Annotated in this window: 15 protein-coding genes and 1 pseudogene; 7 read left to right on the top strand and 9 right to left on the bottom strand. The window is 38.5% G+C overall.

What is annotated here, in order from left to right:
• The first annotated feature begins 415 nt into the window (after nucleotides 1-415).
• Both H6G75_RS25870 and H6G75_RS25875 read left to right on the top strand, forming a co-directional pair.
• On the top strand, nucleotides 416-2200 hold the full coding sequence (locus H6G75_RS25870; RefSeq protein WP_190982784.1) for a DUF1565 domain-containing protein: 1785 nt from the start codon (nucleotides 416-418) through the stop codon (nucleotides 2198-2200).
• 117 nt (nucleotides 2201-2317) lie between these two features.
• Complete coding sequence (locus H6G75_RS25875) at nucleotides 2318-2557, top strand: DUF6737 family protein (RefSeq protein WP_190982785.1); 240 nt, start codon at nucleotides 2318-2320, stop codon at nucleotides 2555-2557.
• Between the two features lie 45 nt (nucleotides 2558-2602).
• Here H6G75_RS25875 and H6G75_RS25880 read toward each other — a convergent pair whose 3' ends face one another.
• From H6G75_RS25880 to mrdA, 3 genes are all read right to left on the bottom strand, one after another.
• Nucleotides 2603-3886, bottom strand: coding sequence for a response regulator (locus H6G75_RS25880; protein ID WP_190982786.1), 1284 nt, complete (start codon nucleotides 3884-3886; stop codon nucleotides 2603-2605).
• A complete protein-coding gene (locus H6G75_RS25885) occupies nucleotides 3879-6425 on the bottom strand; it encodes an ATP-binding protein (protein ID WP_190982787.1) in 2547 nt (848 codons plus the stop codon). Before H6G75_RS25885 ends, H6G75_RS25880 begins: the two co-directional genes overlap by 8 nt.
• A gap of 358 nt (nucleotides 6426-6783) precedes the next feature.
• Entirely contained in the window at nucleotides 6784-8625 is a 1842-nt protein-coding gene (gene mrdA / locus H6G75_RS25890) for a penicillin-binding protein 2 (protein ID WP_190982788.1), read from the bottom strand.
• Between the two features lie 240 nt (nucleotides 8626-8865).
• Between mrdA and H6G75_RS25895 the strand changes: the two genes are divergently transcribed.
• The 5 genes from H6G75_RS25895 to H6G75_RS25915 all read left to right on the top strand — a co-directional run bounded on the left by H6G75_RS25895 (nucleotide 8866) and on the right by H6G75_RS25915 (nucleotide 13133).
• The gene (locus H6G75_RS25895) at nucleotides 8866-9993 is read left to right on the top strand and encodes an ABC transporter ATP-binding protein (RefSeq protein ID WP_190982789.1); all 1128 of its coding nucleotides are present in this window, start codon (nucleotides 8866-8868) and stop codon (nucleotides 9991-9993) included.
• 107 nt (nucleotides 9994-10100) lie between these two features.
• Nucleotides 10101-10481 (top strand): four helix bundle protein, encoded by a 381-nt coding sequence (locus tag H6G75_RS25900; RefSeq protein ID WP_190982790.1) that lies wholly within the window; start codon nucleotides 10101-10103, stop codon nucleotides 10479-10481.
• 17 nt (nucleotides 10482-10498) lie between these two features.
• A complete protein-coding gene (locus H6G75_RS25905; RefSeq protein WP_190982791.1) occupies nucleotides 10499-11581 on the top strand; it encodes a spermidine/putrescine ABC transporter substrate-binding protein in 1083 nt (360 codons plus the stop codon).
• Between the two features lie 78 nt (nucleotides 11582-11659).
• Nucleotides 11660-12532, top strand: coding sequence for an ABC transporter permease (locus H6G75_RS25910; protein ID WP_397332745.1), 873 nt, complete (start codon nucleotides 11660-11662; stop codon nucleotides 12530-12532).
• 37 nt (nucleotides 12533-12569) lie between these two features.
• Nucleotides 12570-13133: a Uma2 family endonuclease gene (locus H6G75_RS25915; protein ID WP_190982792.1), complete on the top strand. Its 564-nt coding sequence runs from the start codon at nucleotides 12570-12572 to the stop codon at nucleotides 13131-13133.
• Between the two features lie 43 nt (nucleotides 13134-13176).
• Here the strand turns inward: H6G75_RS25915 and H6G75_RS25920 are convergent, their stop codons facing one another.
• The 6 genes and pseudogenes from H6G75_RS25920 to H6G75_RS25945 all read right to left on the bottom strand — a co-directional run.
• On the bottom strand, nucleotides 13177-16677 hold the full coding sequence (locus tag H6G75_RS25920; RefSeq protein WP_190982793.1) for a hybrid sensor histidine kinase/response regulator: 3501 nt from the start codon (nucleotides 16675-16677) through the stop codon (nucleotides 13177-13179).
• A 111-nt stretch (nucleotides 16678-16788) separates the two neighbouring features.
• On the bottom strand, nucleotides 16789-20082 hold the full coding sequence (locus H6G75_RS25925) for a GAF domain-containing protein (RefSeq protein ID WP_190982794.1): 3294 nt from the start codon (nucleotides 20080-20082) through the stop codon (nucleotides 16789-16791).
• A gap of 78 nt (nucleotides 20083-20160) precedes the next feature.
• On the bottom strand, nucleotides 20161-20634 hold the full coding sequence (locus tag H6G75_RS25930; RefSeq protein WP_190982795.1) for a chemotaxis protein CheW: 474 nt from the start codon (nucleotides 20632-20634) through the stop codon (nucleotides 20161-20163).
• An 88-nt stretch (nucleotides 20635-20722) separates the two neighbouring features.
• Entirely contained in the window at nucleotides 20723-21085 is a 363-nt protein-coding gene (locus tag H6G75_RS25935) for a response regulator transcription factor (protein WP_190968284.1), read from the bottom strand.
• 515 nt (nucleotides 21086-21600) lie between these two features.
• Nucleotides 21601-22824: a response regulator gene (locus H6G75_RS25940; RefSeq protein ID WP_190982796.1), complete on the bottom strand. Its 1224-nt coding sequence runs from the start codon at nucleotides 22822-22824 to the stop codon at nucleotides 21601-21603.
• A gap of 459 nt (nucleotides 22825-23283) precedes the next feature.
• Nucleotides 23284-23386, bottom strand: a pseudogene (locus H6G75_RS25945) (IS5/IS1182 family transposase); the annotation flags it as partial.

The raw sequence follows: 23386 nt of genomic DNA on the forward strand, positions 1-23386 counted from the left end.
CTTTTCATAGAAAGAATGGGTTATAGATAAAAGTCGGCTGGAAAATGGAATCTAACATCTGCGATCGCGCACTCAAATAAGTCTCAACAACAGACTGCCGAGAATGATTGCTGAGAGACTTCAAGCTCTGAAAAATTAAATCGGAATGTTAAATCATTTAGATATTCTATTCTTAACTGTACGTCACTATGGGTAGTAATACTTACTGAGTGAGCAAGAAAAAAGTTTTTGTATGTATAGATATTCTTCTATGGTTTTTAGCTCACTGACACCACGCAGCCAGCGGTCGTCTGTCTATGTTGGAATTTCAGGAATTTAGCCGTTAAATTTGGTAGTCAATGTTGCAAATTTTAGCGATAACTAGCCATTTTCCCAGTTAGAGCTAATAGTATGACTATGTTTTAGCGGTATAAATATGCCTCAAAAATTTTACGTAAATCCTTTAACCGGAAATAGTAGTAATCCAGGGAGCCAGCAAGCGCCATTTAAAACCATTACTCAAGCTCTCAAGGTTGCCACACCTGATACCATTATTCAACTCACAGATGGAAATTACAGCGTTACTAGTGGAGAAGTGTTTCCCTTAACAGTTCCATTTGGTGTCAAAGTCATTGGTAATGAAGCCAACAAAGGCAGCAATATATTAATTGAAGGTAGTGGTAACTATCTGAGCCGGACTTTTGCGGGTCAAAACGTCACCTTTGTGATGTTGGACGGTTCCGAACTGCGGGGAGTGACTGTGACAAATCCAGCTTCTCGTGGTAGTGGTGTTTGGTCAGAATCAACAACTCCGACCATTGCTAATTGCACCTTCAAAAATAATAAGCGTGAGGGAGTATTTGCCACTGGTGATGCGAACCCAGTAGTTCAGGGTAATGTATTTACAGAGAATGCAGCCAATGGAATTGCGATCGCTAAAAATGCCAAAGGTCAAATTCAAGATAATGCCTGCGTTAAAACAGGTTTTGGTATAGCAATTAGTGATACAGCCTCACCCACACTTTTAAATAACAAATTTACCGAAAATCGTTCTGGCATAGTCGTTTCTGGCAGCGCCCGCCCAGTATTACGTAACAATGTTAGTGAAAATAATACCGACGATGGTTTAACTGTAATTGCCACTGCCCTACCAGACTTAGGCAGTACTTCCAGTTCTGGCGGCAATATTTTCCGCAATAACGGTAAATTCGACTTACAAAATGCTAGTTCTAATAGACTAATTTCCGTGGGTAATCAAATTGACCCCAGTAAAGTTAGCGGTAATATCGAGTTTGCTAGTACTCCAATTCCCACACCAACGCCTACTCCAGTACCCACACCAGTACCGACTCCCACACCAACACCTACTCCAGTACCTACACCAGTACCAAACCCCACGCCAACACCTACTCCAGTACCCACACCAGTACCAGTACCGACTCCCACACCTATTCCTGTACCTACGCCAACACCCACACCTGTACCCGTACCAATACCAATACCCACACCCACACCCACGCCAGACCCAGACCCAGAACCAGACCCAGAACCAACACCAACCCCTGTACCTGTACCCACACCCACACCCACACCCACACCCACACCAAAACCCACACCAACGCCCACACCCGCACCTATTGACTTAACCGATATTGCTAATCATTGGGCAGCAGCCTTTATCCGAGAATTAGTCAGACAAGGAATAGTTAACGGTTTTCCAGACCGCACCTTTAGACCAAATGCCACAATGACCAGGGCGCAATATGCAGCATTAATTGTCAAAGCTTTTGCACCGTCCTCAAAACGGGCAGCAACTCAATTTAAAGATGTAGCAGCTAATTTTTGGGCAGCTAAAGTCATTCAGCAAGCCTATCAAGGTCAATTTCTCTCTGGTTTCCCAGATAACACATTCCGCCCTAACCAAAATATCCAGCGTGTACAAGTTTTGGTTTCTCTCGTAAATGGGCTAGGGTTAGGTACAGCGAGTAATGTTGCCAACGCTATCAAGATTTTCGATGACCAAGCTAAAATTCCTGACTATGCCAAAGATGAGATAGCCAAAGCAATAGATAAAAAAATTATCGTCAATTATCCCAACCTGAAACAACTCAACCCCACCCGCGATGCCACTAGGGCAGAGGTAGCGGTAATGGTTTATCAAGCCTTGGTCGATGCTGGCCGTGTAGCTGCGATTGATTCGCAATATATTGTGAATGGTTGATTAAAACACACAGGGGTGTAGAGGTGTAAGGTAAGAAAAGTATTGAGTTCTAAAAAACACTAATCCCTAGCCTTTAGCCTCTCATCCCTATTCCATTCACACAATCTCTGATGTTTTATGTCTGAACAAAAACCTTTAAATCCTTGGGATTATAAACCTTGGTGGTGTCAACCTTGGTCTATAGTTTTGACATCTGTAATCTTGATTAGTGGTAGTTGGTTTTTATTTAAAATTATTTGGTTAACAATCCTTGTGTCTATTCCTGTACTTTCTTGGATGGGCTTTTTTGTATTTATTTGGCCACAGTTAATGATTCGCAGTGGAATTTTAGAATCATATCAAAAGGAAAATTCTTGAAGAAGAACTCAGAAGTTAAAATTCCACTCAATTACTATATGAGCTTTAAGTTGCAAATGGAAGTGCAATTATAAATTCTGTACCTTTGCCCAAAACCGAGTAGCAACTTAGCTTGCCACCATGACTTTCTTCCACAATTTGTCGAGCGATCGCCAGTCCTAATCCAGTTCCTTTACCTATAGGTTTTGTTGTAAATAAATGGTCAAATATTTTTTGTTTGACCTCATCACTCATACCTTTACCGTTATCAGCAATTGAAATTTTTACATATTGATTGTCTACAAATGTTTTGATAGTAATAATGTTAGGATTTTCTTTGATTTCTGCAAAGCTGCGTCCGGTATTAGATTCATCTAACACATCTATAGCATTCGCCAAAATATTGATAAATACTTGATTTAATTGTCCGGGGAAACATTCAATATAGGGTAAATCTCCATAATCAGTAATTACTTGAATTTCGGGACGTGATTGATTAGCTTGGAGACGATATTTTAAAATTAACAGAGTACTATCAATACCTTCGTGTAAATCGGCTAAAACTTGTGATTCTGTATCATTTCTCGAAAAAACTCGCAGACTATCGCTAATTTTTTGGATGCGTTGTACAGCTGCTTGCATCGAGTGAACAATTTTAGGTAAATCGTCGCAAATATATTCTAGGTCGATTTTTTTGGCATGGTGAATAATTTTAGAATTGGGCTGTTTATACTCTTGTTGATAACAACGTAAATGTGCTAATAAATCATGGACAAATTCATGGGTATTGACTAAACTACCGTTGAGAAAACCCAAAGGATTGTTGATTTCGTGGGCAACTCCAGCTACTAAGTTGCCAAGACTTGACATTTTTTCGGACTGGACTAATTGCAACTGAGATTGCTTGAGTTGTTCTAGAGTTATTTGCAATTCATGAGTACGTTCGGCAATCTGGTTTTCTAAGTTTTGATTCCATTGTCGTAATTGAATGTGAGTTTTTACCCTAGCTAGTAGTTCTTTTTCTTGGAAAGGCTTAGTAATGTAATCGACTGCGCCCAAATCAAAGCCTTTGATTTTACTTTCAGTATCACTGAGGGCGGTCATAAAAATCACTGGAATTGATGCTGTTTGGGGATTGGCTTTGAGTTGCTGACAGGTGCTAAAACCATCAATTCCTGGCATTTGAACATCAAGCAAAATTAAATCGGGTGGATGGGTATTGACTAATTTAAGAGCGCGATCGCCACTAATGGCTGTAGCAATATCAAAACCTGCATCTTCTAGAACTTGGCTGACAACTTCCAAATTTGCCACTGTGTCATCAACTACCAGAATTACCCCTTTACTCATGATGCTGTACCTCTATTAAGTACTTGTTGAGTAATGATTCAATCTCATCACCTTGATGTTGTTTAGCTAAGGTAATGATAGGAGTTGCAAAGCCAAAATAAGTATTATCCTGGTCAATCAGAGACTCTAAATGTTCGCGGAGTTTTCTGAGTTTTCCTTGTTGAGTTAATTCCAACAAAAGTTGCAGTACTTCCCCAGCAGGTAAGACAATTTTGTTTTGTGCGTTGACTTCCTTAACTGCATTATCTGATGCTTCGTAGCACCATTCCAAGTCAAGGTGATGTGCCAGGAGTTTAAATAACTCTTGTGCATCAACGGGTTTGGGTAAAAAGTCATTTCCTCCAGCATCAATCGCCATTTGCTGATCCATCTGGGTGACAGATGCAGAAGAAACGATAATTTTTTGCTGTTGCAGTGCGGGAGAACGTCGAACTTGTTTCAGCATTTCAAAGCCATTCATCACAGGCATAACTAAATCAGTAATGACTAAATCAGGCTGCAAAGATGCGATTAACTCTATCCCTTGCTGTCCGTTTTCCGCTTCACTGACATCAAAACCTAATGGTTGCAGGAGATTCACTAAAACTCCGCGATTTTCCCAGCGATCATCTACAACCAGCAAACGACGACGTTCTCCTTGATAACTGACGATGTTTAGACCATGATTGTTGATACTTTGCTGTACCCAATCTTGAGCGATCGCTAAGGTAAGTTCAAAGTAAAAATCGCTACCTACACCTAACTGACTTTTAACTTGAATTTGTCCACCCATGAGTTGTACAATTTGTTGGCTAATGGCGAGTCCTAATCCTGTCCCTTCTACTTGACGTTTGCGATCGCCCACTTGCTCAAAGGCTTGAAACAAATTATTTAAGTGTTCTGGTGCAATACCTACCCCAGTATCTGCCACTTGAAATTTTACTTTGATAGAGTGGCGATCATGTTGTAGTTCAGTAACTTGGACTTGTAATGTCACAGAACCTTGATCTGTAAACTTAATGGCATTCCCAATCAAGTTAATCAACACCTGACGCAAACGTTTTTCATCGGTGTAGATTCCTTCAGGTAAGCTTGCGTCGGGTTCGTAGATGAAATCAATTCCCTTTTGTTCGGCTCGAATCTTACAAAGTTCTACAACTCCTTGTAATAAGGAAGGAAAATGTAATGCTTTGGGTGTGAGTTCGAGCTTACGTGCTTCAATTTTGGAGAGGTCGAGGACATCGTTAATTAAAGTCAGTAAATGTGTACCGCATTGGTGAATAATGCTAATCCCATGTTGTTCTTTACTAGACAAAGTTTTAGAACGACTTAAAATTTGGGCATAGCCAATAATCCCATTCAATGGTGTGCGTAGTTCATGGCTCATGTTAGCCAAAAACTCGCTTTTGGCTTGGTTGGCGATATTTGCCGATTCCTTAGCTTGCTGCAATTGCAATTTTTCAACTTCGGCTTGAGTTAACTGAGCATTGCGTTCTAAAATGTTCCGCTCTACCCTTCCTAAGAAAATGTAAAATAACCCAAATAAAGTAGAACCAATAATTAATGAAACCAGGGAAACCAGCATCATCGATTGCTGGGCAGCTTGTTCAATATTAGAAATGTCTTTCAAAATGATGATATGCCCCAAATTCCGACCATCAATGTCTATCAAGGGCAGAAATGCAATCTGGATACTGCGTCCACCATCTTTAAAAATCCGAATTAATTCAGTTTTGGCATTGGCTTTGCTAATCTCTTGATTAATATTTGCTGGCAAATTAGCTACTGTTTTATCAACAATTACATAACTAGGAAAATCATTCCAGTTAGATTGATAACCTAGTTTTTTGTTGCGATTTTCCCATTCATCTTGCTTGAGAAATCGCTTATCCATTGCCATAACTAAATCTACATCTAAAATTTTGTGGACTTTTTGGGCAATATCTTGAAATTCCACACCTAATTCTAAATATCCAATCAGTTCTTCTTGATCAGGTTTGGCGAACAAATCACTATCTTGGCGTTCGGTAAAATCAATGTGCCAAGGATAGACCGATCGCAATACCGGATTACCCGTTGGCCCTTGCTCTAAACCTGCACTGGGTTTACCAGTCTGCTCGGCTCGTTGTAGGGTAATCCGGTTAATGCGATCGCCAAAAGTATCTTTATGAAGTCGTAAAAAATTAATTCGATCAGGCTGGTGAAAATAAAAATGGGTAATCTGATTTTGTTGACGCAGGCGTTCATATAAAGGTTTGATTTTTGCTCGCAAAATATTGCGATCGCGCTGTTTGAAGATATTCGTGATTTGCAAATCTCGAATCAACACCTCTTGTGCTGCATTCATTGTCTGAACATCACGAGCCATTTCTTCATGAAATAAGTCTTTGACTCGCTGCGCTGTTGTTGTATGATTTTCTTTGATACGTTGTTGTTGCTGATGATAAAAAGCTGCTAAAAAAGACCCCTGTAACAGACAAATCGCTATCATTAAAGGGGTCAAAAGCCTCTGGCGTAAATTTGAATTTTGCTGTTGGTCAAGCCTAATTTCATTACCCATTTTTTATCTATTCACTTGAAATCTGTTGTAATTACCGAGAAAGATTAGGTACTTCCTTATTATTCCCGTCTCTAACCTGCAACAAACATCAAGTAGCGATTTACTCAAGTGCAACCATTGAAATTTTCCGCAAAACTTACCATGCTTTTGTCTGTGTAATACTGCGTTGATATCGTCTCTGAATGTAGATGCAATTTAGCCATTATGGTACAAATTTGTCTGCACAGCCTCTACAGAATTTATCAGATAAAATTTTCATCTTCACTCTCCTTTGAATGCTAATTTTCTAGGGAAGACAGTCATTGGTCATTTGTTCTTTATTCTTTGCAAATACAAATGACCAATGACTAATTTCGTATTAGTCGCCGTTACCCGCAGTAGCATTTGGAGAATTGGCTGATTCTGATTTTTGGTATTTACCTGGATATTTGTGTTGGAAATATGCTTCCAATACTTGTAAAACCATTGGGCCGCAGACTGTACCACCATGATCTCCAGAATTTTCGCCAAAGGCGACAACGGTAATTTCTGGGCGATCGCTTGGGGCATAAGCACCAAACCAAGTATGATTAGGCCGACCAATACCAGCTTCAGCTGTACCACTCTTACCAGAGGCGGGGGCGATTGTTGGCAGATTTAAGCGTTTCCCTGTCCCTTCAGTAATTACCTTCCGCAGTCCATCACGCAGAACATTAATAGTTGACTGCTTCATATTTAAAGATTCGCGCCAACTTTTCGCTTCTTCGTTATCTTTCAAAAAATGCGGCTTGACACGATATCCCCCATTGGCGGGAACAGAAAACATAATTGCTGATTGCAGTGGTGTCACCTGTAAAGCACCTTGACCAATAGACATATTAATTGTGTCGCCCACAGTCCAAGGTATCTTCCAAGCTTTTTGTTTCCAATTTTCATCGGGAACCAAACCCTTAGTTTCTTCACTGGGGAATTCAATTCCTGTTTTTTGACCGAAACCGTACTTCTGCGCCCATGCAATTAAAGTCGGGCCACCAACACCTTTACCGACTTGATAAAAGAATGTATCACTACTCATCGCGATCGCTCTAGGAAATCCCAAAGGTCCAAATCCTGCATGGTTCCATTCCCCAAAAGTTACACCACCAACAGTCAACGAACCATAGGTTTGCAGCACCGTTCCAGGGGAAAATTTACCCGATTCTAACCCCGCCGTTGTGGTGACAATTTTGAAAGTACTCGCAGGCGGAAAAGCACTTAAAGCCCGATTAACTAAAGGATGGTCTTTTCCTTGCACACTTTCCCAATCTTTTTCGGAGAGTTTTTGCTTAGAAAAAATATTCGGGTCGAAATTGGGATGAGATACCATCGCTAAAACTGCGCCATTTTTGGGATCAAGGGCGACAATTGCACCTTGATATTTGCCTAAAGCTTTATCTGCGGCTTTTTGCAGTTCCCAATCTATAGTTAAATGCAAATCTTTGCCAGATTTCGCTTGTTTTTCCCCTAAAATGCGGATTGGGCGACCTGCGCCATCCACTTCCACTTGCTGACCACCCCATTCGCCGCGTAAGGTCGTCTCATAAGCTTTTTCTATCCCCATCTGACCAATCACATCACCCAGACGATAGCCTTCTTTCTGCTTATCTTTTAACTGTTCGGGGGTGAGTTCTCGTGTATAACCCAGTACATGGGCTAATTCTTGACCATGTGGATAGTAGCGTACTGCATCTGTGTTAATTTCTACATCTTTCAGTTCGTTTTCATACTCTTTTAAAGCTGTAATTTGGGCTTCGCTGACATCACGCGCAATCCGAATCAAGGAAGCCGAGTTAGCGCCAGCCGCATCCAGTTTCTTTTCCATTTCTTCTTGGGAAATACCCAGAATCTTGGATAATCGTGGCGCGACTACTGACCAAGATGGTTTAGTGTGGGCCAGCGGCCACAAATATACAGAATGGGGATATCGAGTAGTAGCTAATAACTTCCCATTTCGGTCAAAAATATTACCTCGTTCTGGTTGTTTGAGAATGGTGCGAACGCGGTTAGATTCGGCACGTTTTCGCAGTTGAGATCCTTCGACGATTTGTAAATATGCTAATCGTGCTTCAATCCCAACCAGAGTCAATAAAGTGAACCCAATTAAAAATATTGATTGAATACCGCGTCCAACAGTCCGTGTATCTTTTCTGCCGTTCGATAAAGGTGATGAAAATAACGCCATAAGACAATTAATTTTAGATTTTAGATTTGAGGGTGAATAATCTTTCTCGTCCCCACGCCTAACACTTGCTCTAGAATGCCCAAAATTCAAACTTGATATTAAGCTTGTAACAATCACCAAAGTATATTCCCGATCTAGGGTTTTTGGCGGATACAATAAACCAAAGTGTTTTTTAAGTCTGCTTAATAGGCTACATTCACGGAAACAATCAGGTTAAATCACAGCATTCTACTGAGGATTATGGCTCAATCTGTTGTGCAGAATCAGAGGGGGATTACGTCGTTTCAGCCACTGGATGTGGAACTGCGTAACGTGTTTAAGTTCTTCAAGCAAGAACCCGCCGTACATGGAATCGATTTGGATGTCCGCAAAGGGGAGTTTTTTAGTATTTTAGGCCCCTCTGGTTGTGGCAAGACAACAACATTACGTTTAATTGCTGGATTTGAAACTGCGGATGCGGGTAAGGTGTTGATTCAAGGTCAACCAATGACGAATGTGCCGCCTTATCGCCGTCCAGTCAATACTGTATTTCAAAGTTACGCGCTGTTCAATCACCTGAATGTTTGGGATAACATCGCCTTTGGCCTGCAATTAAAAAAACTTCGTAAATCTGAAATTGAAAGTCGAGTGACAGAAGCTTTAAAACTCGTCAAAATGGAAAGTTTGCGATCGCGCTTTCCCAATCAACTTTCTGGTGGTCAACAGCAAAGGGTAGCATTAGCTAGGGCGTTAGTAAATCAACCGGCTGTGGTGCTGTTAGATGAACCTTTAGCCGCCTTAGATTTAAAACTGCGGAAAGAAATGCAAGTTGAGTTGTCTAACTTACATCAACAGTTAGGCTTAACCTTTATTTTAGTGACTCACGACCAAGAAGAAGCTTTGTCTTTGAGCGATCGCATTGCGGTGATGAATCAAGGCAAAATTGAGCAAATTGGTACACCCAGCGAAATTTACGAACATCCCCAAACCGCTTTTGTGGCTGATTTTATTGGTGATACTAATTTATTTAGTGGGGAAATTGCTGCTGTCGAAGCTGAATGTATCCAAGTTGTCACCAAAACTGGGTTAAAAATTATCGTCACCCGCTATGAAGATACACCCATCGAATTATCTCAATCTGTAGTGGTGAGTGTGCGTCCCGAAAAAATTCAACTATCAATCTATCCACCCAATCTACCAACTAACTGCTTTGAAGGCAGACTAGTTAATGTTATGTATTTAGGAACTCATGTTACCTATGTGGTGGAATTAACCAATGGCATAAATATTAATGTTCTCCAACCCAATACTTTTGGTAATTTGCCAGACAGAGATACACCAATTTATGTTTTATGGGCTGAAAGTGATTGTTTGGCTATTAGTCAATAGTCAATGGTCAATGGTCATTGGTTATTTGTCATTAGTTATTTGTTGAATGACAATTTAGTAAATATAATTGACTAAATCTAGCAAAGCAAAATATATATATTGAGCTAATGTCAACTAAACGCTTTCAAGATTTACGAGTTTATCAATTATCAGAAAAATTAGCCGATGAAATTTGGCAAATTGTTCATAATTGGAAACCTTTAGCTCAAGATACTGTGGGTAAACAAATTGTACGTTCAGCAGATAGTATTGGTGCAAATATAGCGGAGGGAGTTGGTAGAGGTAGTTATCAAGAGAATAAACGTTTTATTAGGATAGCAAGAGGTTCATTGAATGAAACGCAACATTGGCTAAGAAGTGATTATAAACGTAACCTTTTAACTCTTGAACAAACTCAGAGTATCAAAAATATTATTAATGAACTAGCGCCAAAGTTAAACTCATACTTAAAATCAATAGACAATACTTACAACCCAAATGACCAATGACCAATGACAAATAACCAATGACAAATAGAAGAAACTTCTTACAAAAATTAGCAGCATTTTCCAGCTTATCTTTAACTGGTTGTGGTTGGAGATTAGCTAATGTGCGGGCGGCGACTAAATCTAGTAACAGTGATAAATTGTACCTTTATACTTGGACACAATATGCTGATAAAAAGTTAATCCAAACTTTTAGTACTCAAACTGGGCTGAAAGTGCTGGTAGATACTTATGATTCTAATGAAGTGATGTTAGCTAAAGTATTAGCTGGAGGTGGTGGTGCTTATAGTGTGATTTATCCATCTGACTATATGGTGCAGAAGATGGTCGAGAAAAATTTGTTAATCGAATTAAATCACGATCGCCTGCATGGTTTAGAGAATTTCTTTCCGCAATTTCAAAACCCTAGCTACGACCCTAATAATCACTACAGTTTACCATTTAATTGGGGAACGACAGGTTTAATTTATAATTCTGAAGTTCTGCCAAAAGCCCCAGTAGATTGGGAGTATCTCTGGCAAAATCAGCAAATACTCAATAAGCGAATGACCTTACTCAATGATGTGCGTGAGGTGATGGGTGCAGTATTAAGAATGTTGGGTTATTCTTATAACTCAAAAGAGGAGGAAGAACTACAACAAGCATATAACAAATTAAAGCAATTAAAACCCGCGATCGCTGCTTTTGATACTGATGCTTGGCAAAATCAAATGCTGGCGGGAGATTTAGTCTTAGCGATGTGTTACTCAGCCGATGCAATTCGCGTCATCCAAGAAAACCCCAAATTTAAATATGTCATTCCGCGCAGTGGTTCTTCTTTATGGACTGATACAATTGTCGTGCCGAAAAGCTCACCTAATACTGATGGAGCTTATGCTTGGATTAACTTTATTTTGCAACCAGAAGTTGCAGCCAGTGTTAGCCAACATTTAAATATTGCTACCCCAAATAGTGCAGGGTTTGAACAATTACCCCAAAAAATCAAAACTAATAAAAATTTATTCCCGGAAACCGCCATTTTAGAAAAGTGCGAACGGATTACTCCTCTGGGAGATTTTGAGGAAGTTTATGAGCGTTTCTGGACTCAATTAACTAGTGCCTAAATAGGAAGATTATTTAATCCAAAATGGTATCAGCTTGTGTTTATCAAAAATTCTCAGCAAATCAATGAATCAGGCGATATTATCGACTTGAAAAAACTACATCGCCCTACATTTAACTTTTTACAACCATTAATCTTACTAGCTCCGGCAGCTATTTGGTTATTATTATTACTAGTACTGCCAGCAATTATCATTTTTCAACTTAGTTTAGTTCCCAATATTCGCCCAGGAGATTTAGTCAATCCTAGCGGATTCGATAATTATCTGCGGATATTTGACCCGTTGTATTTGCAAGTTATTTTGCGATCGCTGTGGTTAGCATTAGGCACAACTATAATTTGTTTAATCTGCGGCTTTCCTGTGGCTTATTGGATAGCACAAATCGCCCCAAAACAATGGCGTAATTTACTATTATTAGCTTTTATCTTACCTTTGTGGACTTCTTCTTTACTGCGTTCTTATGCTTGGATTACAATTTTGCGCCCCACTGGGTTATTTAATAGTATTTTGAGTAATTTAGGTTTACCAACTTTAGAATTACTTAACCGACCTCCGGCTGTATTTATCGGTATGAGCTATAGCTTACTACCTTATATGGTGTTAATTTTATATGCTTCTTTAGAAAAATTAGACAAGCGTTTATTAGAAGCTGCTGCTGATTTAGGTGCAAACCCCGCACAGACTTTTTGGAAAGTCACAGTACCGCAAGTTTCCCCAGGAATTACGGCTGGTTCAGTTTTAGTGTTTATTACAGGATTAGGAGACTTTGTTGATCCTGAACTTTTGGGTGGTGCTTCCAGTATGACTGCGGCGCGGCTGGTTTACAATCAATTCCTTGGTGTAACCCAAAATTGGGGTTTTGGTTCAGCATTGAGTATGGGATTAATTTTAGCAGTGAGTGTAGCGATCGCCTTTCTGATTAAATATGGTGAACCAACACCCAGCCGCTAAACTAATTTTAGAGACATCAACATAAATTTACAGAGCTATGAATATTGCTTCAACTCAAGCTCTCACCTTAGCAGAATTTCTCAAACTACCAGAAACTAACCCCAGTTTAGAATACATTAATGGCGAAATTCTGGAAAAATCAATGCCACAAGGGAGACATAGCCGTTTACAAGGTAAATTATGCAGCGCAGTTAATGATATTACTGAACAGCAAAAAATTGCTTACGCATTTCCTGAATTAAGGTGTAGCTTTGGCGATCGCTCAATCGTACCAGATGTGGCAGTATTTATATGGAACAGAATACCGTTAACCGTTGATGGCGAAGTTCCAGATAACTTTGAACTAGCTCCAGACTGGACAATTGAGATTTTATCCCCAGAACAAAAACCAAACAAAGTAATTGGTAATATTCTGTATTGTTTAAAGTTTGGTAGTCGTTTAGGGTGGTTCATCGACCCCGATGATTTAAGTATTTTAGTATTTTTACCAGAACAGCAACCAGAGTTATTTCAGGAAGATGATATTTTGCCAATGTTACCTGAAATTGAACTGGTACTAACTGTTAATCAAGTTTTTGGTTGGTTAAAAATGGGCAATTAGATTTTACAGAGAAGAGGGAAGAGTGCAAGGGTTGGATGAGGAGTTAAACAGTTAACTCCATTACCAAATTATGCGATACACTTGCTTTTGGCATTAAAGATGAAATTGTAGATAGAAATTCATGCTCTAGATAAGGCTTAGTTAAGTAAGCTCTTGCACCCAGTTCTTTTGCTAATTGACGATGTTTTTCAGCACTACGCGAAGATAAAATGACTACAGGAATTTTAGCAAGATTGGGAATTTGCTGAATGTTAGTTAATAGCTCAAATCCATTCATGCGCGGCATTTCTAAATCAGAAATAATCACTTGAATGTCTGGGTATTTTTGTAGCTGTTCCAGAGCTTCTACACCATTTTGTGCTTGAATTACTTGATAACCATCTCTTTGTAAAGTTAAAGAGAGAGTTTGACGCAAACTAATAGCATCGTCCACAATTAATACTACCTTAGAGGCGGGGAAATTAGCTTCTACCTGCTGAGATAATGGTTTTGCTGGAAAATTTACAGGAGTCGAAAAAGATAAATCCTCGCTTATAGATTCACTAGTAGGAATTATCGGGAGGGGGATAAGTTCAGATGTCGTGGGTACATTAATAGAGTCTAATAAGAGAGCGCCATCAATAACTAAAATGAGATTACCATTGGCAGAAGTACTACAACCATAAACATATTTTGGTGGTGCGATCGCATTGCCTAATGGTCTAATTACTAATTCTTGTTCGCCAATTATTTGGTCAACTTCTAAGGCAAAAATACCTTGATGAGACTTGAGGATTAATATAGGATTATTCATCAATTTTGTGTCAAGAGTAGTTGCTGTATTATTGAGGCTATGACTCTTGACAGCAGAGTAATTATAAGACATTAGCTCTGAAAGTTGATGTAAACCAATTAAATTTTCATTCTGCTCTGTATGCCAATATAAAACTTTTTTACCTTCAAATTCCTTAATTTGTTGCGGAGCCGGAATGACAATTTTTTCTACGCAGTCTAACAATAGCGCATAAACTACGCCTCCCGCTTGCACCAGCATCAATTTATCAGTAGTCATAGAAAAAGGTATTTTAAGTGTGAATTTTGTCCCTTGTTGGGGTAAACTTTGCACCGCGATTGAACCATGAAGAGCTTCGATTTGAGAACGTACAATATCCAAACCTATACCACGTCCAGAAATATTACTCACCTGTTCAGCCGTCGATAATCCCGGCGAAAACATTAAATTTAATAACTCTGATTCATTGTCACCAGCAATATTTAGTTTCATCTCAATTGCTTTTTGATGAATTTTTTCCAGATTCAGTCCTTGTCCATCATCTTGAACTTCAATAATAGTTTGGCTACTTTGATGATATGCCCGAATTGTAATTAAACCTTGTTCTGGCTTACCACGTTCTTGACGCAATTGTGGAGATTCAATTCCGTGATCAAAAGCATTACGTACTAAATGTAATAGTGGTTCATACAATTTTTCGGCGATCGCTTTATCTACTAGTACCTCTGTACCTGTGAGTTGTAACTCGACGTTTTTATGATAAATACTGCCTAATTTTTTCACCATTGGGGGGAAACGGTGCAAAATATCCCCCAAAGGTAACATTCTTGCTTCTACCAAGTTATCAATAATTGTGAAAATTAAATTCTGTTTTTTATCAGTTGCTTGAGTTGCTTGTTTAATAGTTAAATCTAGCGACTCTGTAGTTTCTTGTAATTGCAGAGTTTCTTCAATTGCTGTGTGCAGTACTAAATTAAATTCTGTGTATATATCCATTTCCAGTGAGTCGAATTTCACTGCTGCAAAATTCTGCGATAACTGAGGAGTAACAGTTGGTAAATGTAGAGGTAAATCTCTTAACTGATGCAAGATTATTTGATGTCTATTGATCTGCTGTAATAACTTATCAATCAATTCTTGAATCTGTTCGTCATAAAGATGACGTTTCTTATGCTGAATCAGCAGTTCTCCAGCTAGATAATTAAGATTTCTCAATCCTTCAACATCAACACGGACAAATTTCTGACTTTTGACAACTTGAGAATTTTTATCTTCTAACTGCTCGTGAATATTGCTAACTACTTCGGTAATAGCCTCTACATTTGCTTGCTCTGGAACAGAATCATCTATAATTACTGCTTGCTCACTGGAATTTTCTCCTCCCCAAATTGATTCTAAGAGATGCTCAGTATCAGCTTCTAAGGGATTGGCTATTGCATTCGCAATTACAAGATTTTGGAACTTGGGATGCTCTAACCAGTTCTTTTCTTGACTATTTACAGGGGGATAATTTTTATATTCTTTGGCTAATGTGATAATTTGTTTTTGTAAGTGCCGAGTTAAAAAAATATAACCATCACTTTTATCGTTACCATACTCAAATTGAGCAATTGCCAGCAGTACAATTAAAACCATACCATTTCGATACAAGCAAAGACTATAACTATCTTCTGAGTCTTGCGCGAAAGCTAAAAATTCTTTTAACCAATTTTCAATATAATTTATTTGCCGCTCAATATCTAATTTAGGAACTAATAGAGATAAATTTAATTCTGTTGCTGGTATTTGTTGCTGCTGCTGAAACCAACTCAAAATACATTGCACCAATTTTAGGTAAAACTTAGCTGTTGTTGGTTGAAGTTGTTCGTGTTTATGATTGCTTGATGTCGTTAAAAATTGGTAAAATTCAGCAGTAGTTTGTTGTAGATTTCCAGATGTCGAATTATCTAGAATTTCTGGAGATAACTGTTCTAGCTCGATGACTGATGTTAGGTTTTGCCAAGCTGGAGAAAGCAGATGAGTACAAGTGCGATCGCCAGCGAATACTGCTGTTTGAATTGTTTGTAAATCTTGCCGCATCAGTTCAGCAATTTCCATCACTTGCGAAGGATATGCTTGCAGCGCCGCCAAGATTTTTTGTGCAAGTTCCTCTAATCCCAGCAAGTCTAAAGATTCAGCCAATCCTAAAAATATTTCGGCTTGAGAGTTGACAAAATCTCTAAATTCCGCTTCTTCTGGAGGATGATTAATAGTTTCAGTAATATTTTCAATGCGTTGTTGAATCCCAACTTCAAAAATTGACTTGACAACATCAAAACCTAATTCTTGCGAAGTAGGAACATAATGATCTGTGCCAAAATCATCACCAAGTCTAGCTTGTAACTGAGCAAAAATATTAGTTGCTCTTTCAATAACTTCTTCTACATTAGCAGGACTACTAGTTAATGTTGTGGTCAAAGCGAGACGCAAACATTCATAAGCTTTTAGCAGGAGTGTATGTAAACTATTATCAATAACTATATCTGGATTATATAAAGCTTTAAATACATCTTCTAGAGAATGGGCAATGCTTTGAATTGCATCTAGCCCAACAGTAGCAGCACCTCCCTTAAGGGTATGAGTCGCCCGCATTAACGTATGAACTTTATTTTTTCTCTTAGCTTCTTCTTCAGTTAAACTTAAAAGTTCTTGTTCAATTGTTTGTAATAACTCTGGGGCTTCTGCTAAGAAATAAACATAACCTTGTTCACGAATTTCAGCATCTGTAATCATAATAGGGAAATTGGGAGTAGTGAGTAGAAAAGTAGGAGCGGGGAATAGTGAATTGAGAGTGGGGAGTTAAAAAATTGTCTTTTCTACTCCCTACTCACCACTCCCTTGAAATTAATTAACTTTGAACTTACTAGCAGTTGTTAACAGTTCTTGTGCCATTCCCAATAAATCTTGGAAGATAGCAGCAATTTCTTGAGACTCCGCAAAGGTTTTGTTAGCGATTTCTGCAACATCTTGCATTGAATGAGTCACAGTTTCAGACTGACCCATTTGGGTTTGAGTCGCTGCGGTAATTTGTTGAAGCAATTGACTAATTTCAGCAGTGGCTAAAACAATTGCATTTAAGTTTTGCCGGGTTTCGCTAACTAAATTTGTGCCTTCGACAACTTGCTGAATACCTGTTTCCATTGCTACTGCAACTTCGCCAGTTTCTGCCTGAATTTCTTGGACTAATTTTTCAATTTCGATTGTGGCTGCTGCTGATTGACGAGATAAAGAACGCACTTCATCAGCTACAACTGCGAAGCCTTTACCATACTCACCAGCGCGGGTTGCTTCAATGGCGGCATTCAGCGCGAGAACGTTGGTTTGGGTGGCAAAATTGCTAATCAAATTGACTACTTTCGAGATTTTTTGCGAAGACTCGCTGAGGCGTTTAATTTTCTTACTAGTTTGGGCAACGGTTTCTCGAATGCCTTCAATGGCTTTAACAGTCAAGTTCATGGCAATATCACCAGACTCTACTGTTTGGTTAGCTTTCTGGACTGCTACTTGCACTAATTCGGCATTAGCCACCACAGCTTGCGTAGAGTCTAGCATTTGTTGAATATCACCCAAAGCCGAGGCAATATCTTCTGACTGTTGTTGGGCTAAATTATTCAGTCCTGCCAGGGAAGCGTTACTAGTAGCCGAAGTCTGCACTACTTGTTGGGCTGCGGCTTGTACTTGAATAACGATTTGTCGTAATGCTTGCAGAGTGTTGTTGTAAGCATCGGCGATTGTGCCGAGTTCGTCTTCCGTGATGGGGGCGCGGACTGTTAAATCACCATTTAAAGCCGGACGCAGCGCCATCAACAGTTGAATAGAACGTTGTTGGAGTAATTCTTTGGCTGCTTTTTCCCTGTCGGCGGCTTCTGCTAGTTGTGCTGACTGTGTTTGTAGTTGTTGCAGAGATTCCGTTTGTTGCAGTGCTAATCCTAATTGATCACCAATCCGGGCTAACAAGCTAACTTGGGATTCTTCCCAATTACGGGTGCCAGAATTTTGATAAGCTGCCAACAAACCCCACAGCTTTTCCCCGAAAAATATCGGCACAATTACATAAGCTCTGACTTCAAATTGCTCTAAAATTTCGATATGGCAAGGTGAATGTCCGACTTGATAAATGTCATGAACAACAAAGCTTTCGCCTTTGGCATATCTACCGCCTTGGGTTTCTTGGAGGTGGGTATCTTCCCAGACAGTTTTGATATCTATGCCGACAAGTTTGACCCAATTGTGACCAACTGACTCAGCAATAAACTCACCACTCCAATCAGGAGAGAAGCGGTACACAGCCATGCGATCGCATCGTAATAATTGCCGGACTTCTTGAGTCGTAACTTTGAAGATTTCATCTAAATCTACACATTGTCTAATGCGGTTAACTATCTTAGTAAAGGCTTTTTCTTGTTCTGCAATCTGAGTTAACTTTTCAGTTTTAACTCGCACTTCTTCCAGATAGTCTATTTGCGATTTCGCAATACTAAATTGCAAGGCTATCTGATTTAAAAAGTTAACTTCCCAAGATTGCCATTCCCGACTGCCAGAGTTTTGATAAGCCGCCAATAAGCCCCATAATTGTTCACCGAAAAAGATAGGAACAATAATATAAGCTTTGGCTTCAAATTGTTCTAAAATTTCAATGTGGCAGGGAGCTAAACCAATTTTGTAAATATCATTAACTACAAAATTTTCACCTCTAGCATATCGTCCGCCTTGAGTTTCTTGCAGATAAGTATCATCCAAGACGGTTTTGATATTTGGCCCTACCAATTTTACCCAATTGCTACCTACTGACTCAGCAATAAACTCGCCACCCCAGTCAGGACTAAACCGATAAACAGCCACGCGATCGCATTTTAATGAAAGGCGCACTTCTTGGGTAGTTGTTCTAAAAACACTTTCCACATCTGGAGACTGGCGGATGCGATTGACAATTTTAGTTAAGGTTTTTTCTTGTTCCGCAATCTGTACTAATTGTTGAGATTGTACTTGCATTTGTGCAAGATATTCTGCATGGGCGATGGCTACACCAAATTGCAAACCAATTTGTTCTAAAAAGCTGACTTCCCACTCGTGCCAATCACGGGTGCCAGAATTTTGATAAGCGGCTAACAAGCCCCACAATTTTTCTCCAGCAAATACAGGGACAATCACATAAGCTTTGACTTCAAACTGTTCTAAAATTTCGATATGGCACTGAAAATGACCGACTTTGTAAATGTCATTTACAACAAAGCTTTCGTGATGGCGATAACGTCCACCTTGGGTTTCTTGTAAATGGGTATCTTCCCAAACTGTGTTAATACCTGGCCCGACAAGTTTCACCCAACCATGACCAACTGATTCGGCAACAAATTCACCACTCCAATTATCATAAAAGCGATAAACAGCCACGCGATCGCAACGTAATAATTGTCTGATTTCTTGAGTAGTTGCTTGAAAAATCTTGTCAATATCAGAAACTCGAATAATCTTCTCAATTACCTTAGCAACAGATTTTTTCGCTTGGGTTCGCAGGTCTAATTCTCTTTGAAATTCAAAACTCTGGAATTTATAAGCTAATTCTGTGGTAACTTGCGAGAGAAACGTAATTTCTGTTTCTGGCCATTGTCTAGTATGAGTGCAAGTATTAACTGCCAATAATCCCCAGACTTTACCGCCTATTAAAATTGGTAAACTTAAACTTGCTTTGATTTGAAATTTTTCTAGTAATTGTTTTTGATAAGGTGTAACTTGAATTTGTTCGACATCTTCAATCGCTACAGATTCTAAATAATCTTGATTGTTATACAAACCAAATAACATTCCCGGCAGGTTTTCACCTAATGTTGGTGTCCAACCTAGGGTTCTGGATTCAGCCAATACAGTACCAGAATCTATAGATGTAAATTGATAAATTAAGGCGCGATCGCAATTAATTTTTTCTCTAACTTGGGCAACACTGAGTTTCAGTAATGTATCTACATCTTGAGCTTGACGCATCACATTGCTGATAGCCTGTAATTGCTGCCGCCAGAGTTTAAAATCTTGACCAATATGATAATTATTGGTAGCCAGATGATTAATAGCTTGATTTTCTCTTGCTTCAACTTCAGGGATTACTTCTTCATTATCTTTACTATTGTGATACGCAATTGTCATTTCAAAATACCTCTTTTTGGTGATTAAATAATCAGTAACTTTCCAATTTCACTGACAACGAATATTAAAATATTGATTTTATTGCTGGCTCATCCACATAGGAGATTTAACAAGTGCGGCTGCATCTATGTTGAATACCATTTCCTCAAGGGTATTAATAAAGTACCCTTGGATAAAAGCTGAAACTTTAGGAGAAAAAACATCAGATGTAGGCAACTTCATTTGTTCAGTTTCTAACCACTCAATATCCATCAAATTTTTAACTAGGAATCCTAAATTCTTACCTTCAATTTCTAAAATAACTGCCATCATTTTAGAGAGAAAATTCACTCCTTGTACAAGTGATGGATAACCTAGCATCTCCTCTAAATCTACTAACCAAAGCATTTCACCCCGCCAGTTATATATACCTAAAACACAACTAGGCATTTGAGGTACACCACATATATCTGCCAAAGACACTTGTAAAACTTCGGTAATGTGTTGCAATGAGATGACTGCTTTATCGTTACTACCTAGGGTAAATCCTAAAAATTTTTGCTGGCTTTCCACAGTCAACTCATCCTCTAACAAGTTATTTTTTGCAAATCTATTAGTTAATTGTTTTAACTAATAGATTAAATGACACATTTAAGCAATTTTATTGCAGGACTTGCTTCAGTGTTTTTACCAATTCTTCTTTATCAATTGGCTTAGAGAGATAGGCTTCTGCGCCTAACATATTGCCCCACATTTTATCCACATCACTATTTTTTGTTGAACAAAAAACCACAGGTATTTTACTGGTTGCTGGGTTCGATTTTAGTTCTCGACAAATTTCAAATCCACTTTTACCCGGCAAAATTACATCTAGAAAAATCACATCTGGGGTCTTTCCATCTATCTTGGCTTGAGCTTCTTCACTACTTTTGGCACTAATTACGGAATAGCCCGCTTGTTGTAAGTAACGGCTGAGTATTTCCATATCTGTCAAACCATCTTCAACAATTAACGCAGTATTCATAAAAGTTTCCTACTCGATTCACTTACAACTAGAGACAGAAAATCTCAATACTCATCGTTAGATGAATATGAGTTTTTGCGCGAAACATAATTCAGGAGTTAGGAGCCAAAATTCAGAAGAATTCTGTACTAATGGTGGATAAATAAACAGTTTTAAAAACTAACCAAATCTACTATTTTATGGTATTCAATCAGTCACAGGTCTGAATTACTGATGCTTTTGATTCAGACCCTTTGACGAGTTCAGGATATTGCTTCTGAATTCTGACTTCTGAATTCTGCTTCAATGATTTAATTTTGATTGATTATTCTTGTAAATGTTATAGAAAAAACACTTACATTTTGAATTTTCCTGCAAAAATCTCCGGAAGAAAAATGTTAATTTTTATCAAATTGTATAAAAATCGTAATAACTGAATGCACCAGAATAATCTGGATAAATATCTGATTAATATCCAGTTTAAATAGTTATGAACAACTTGGATTGGAGTCAGTATCTACATCTACGCTTGATTACTAATGTCCTAAAGACATTTCTAAGTTAGATTTACTCTGCGATTTAGGCGGGGTCACGTTCGCAGGTTTCTGAACTTGCAGGTGTTTGCGAATTACACTCATAACTTTATCCGCAGCTACAGGTTTAGTCAGAAAATCTGTCGAGCCAACCACTTTAGCACGGACTCTATCTAACAAACCATCATTGCCAGTTAAAATGATCACAGGTGTATTAGCAAAAGCAGATACGCGTCGCAACTGAGTACAGATTTCGTAACCACTAGCAACTGGCATAATTAAATCTAGAAAAATCAAATCTGGTTTATGTTGAATTAAAGTTGGCAGTGCTTGGATTGGGTCTTGAATTTTGATGAATCTCAACCCATTCGCAGTCACAATCTCCTCTAAAATTTTACAAACTTGGGGACTATCATCGACACAGGCAACCAATGGTATATGAGAGTTCTTTGTTTGCAAAGAAATAGATTTATTGTCATCTTCAGTAGATAACAAAGGTAAGTCTGGTACTTCGATTAATTCAACAATGCCTTTGAGAATGTAGGGAAGCAATGAGCGAGTTACAGGTAAAACATTCTGCTTCATTTTTGCAGCTAAATCTCTTAGTGTCTGTTTACCATTCATCAAAGTGACAAAGTTATTGTAAACAGATGGACTTACCTGTTGTTGGAGTTGTTCTGGTCTCCGGAGAATTGGTGCTAAGTCAGGCGAAAAGTTTGCCAAGCCAGCTTCTGACCAACTTTTCCACGAGTCTTGCATCTGTTTGACAGATAAATCTGCACTTGTGAAACTCATTGGTGTTTCTAAAATAGTATCCTGGCTGCGATCGCAACTGAAAGCCACAAAATCTGTGTGCTGGGCTAGGTCAAATAACAACTCAGTAATTGTATTTTCGACAATTGCTTGAATTTGTTCTCTGTTGATTTTCTGTCTTTTGTACAAAATTTCTAACAGGCGATAATCCCAGTAATAAACGGCAAAATCTTGTTGGCGAAACTGAATTTTCTCCACATCTATTTGCGGACAATATTGTGCCATATATCTGCGCCAACGCCGAAAAGGATGAGTCCCGCCTGCGGCCCAAACTATCCGACCTAACCGATAATAAAAAGACCAATGATGCCCTTTCGCACTTTTAATGTTTAGCTGACCGTTGTATTGTAGCTGGGTGCAAGTCCTAAATTCATGAATGATGTTATTTGATACCATTAGTTCCGGGTGGGTCATACCTTTTTCATATAATGCAAAAGTCAGCTTGCCCAAATCCACATTAGCTATATAGTCCTTGGCAAGAATATAGAAGCTGGCGAAATAAATTTTGCAACCTTCTTTTCTATACGGCTATTTTATGGATATTGATATATAACCTTCCTTTAGCAAGATTGAGCAGAGTCAGAAAATAGAAATATAAAATGTTGTATTAGTAGCAAATCTATCTAATACAAACTTTTCATTAGTTGTTACCCAACTAAACTTATTTTTTATTTAAAAGTGGAATGGCTATATTTCAACGCTAAAATCTCATTAACATTATCTTAAGCAAATTTAATGTCAGAAATAACCGTGTAAATCCTGATTTTAAAACTATTAACTTTTTTATAGATTTTCAAGATAATATTTTTATTTGTTAAGCATTCCAAAGATATATGTATTAATTTTCTTAGAGACCATTTATAAAGTAAATCTTTAGACGGCTAGACGACGTAACATAATACGAGTCATAACGGCATATATAGCAGCTTCACTCATTTCAGGAAGACGTTCGTAATCCTTACTCAAACGATGGTAC

It is taken from the genome of Nostoc sp. FACHB-280, assembly GCF_014697615.1.
GTDB lineage: Bacteria > Cyanobacteriota > Cyanobacteriia > Cyanobacteriales > Nostocaceae > Nostoc_B.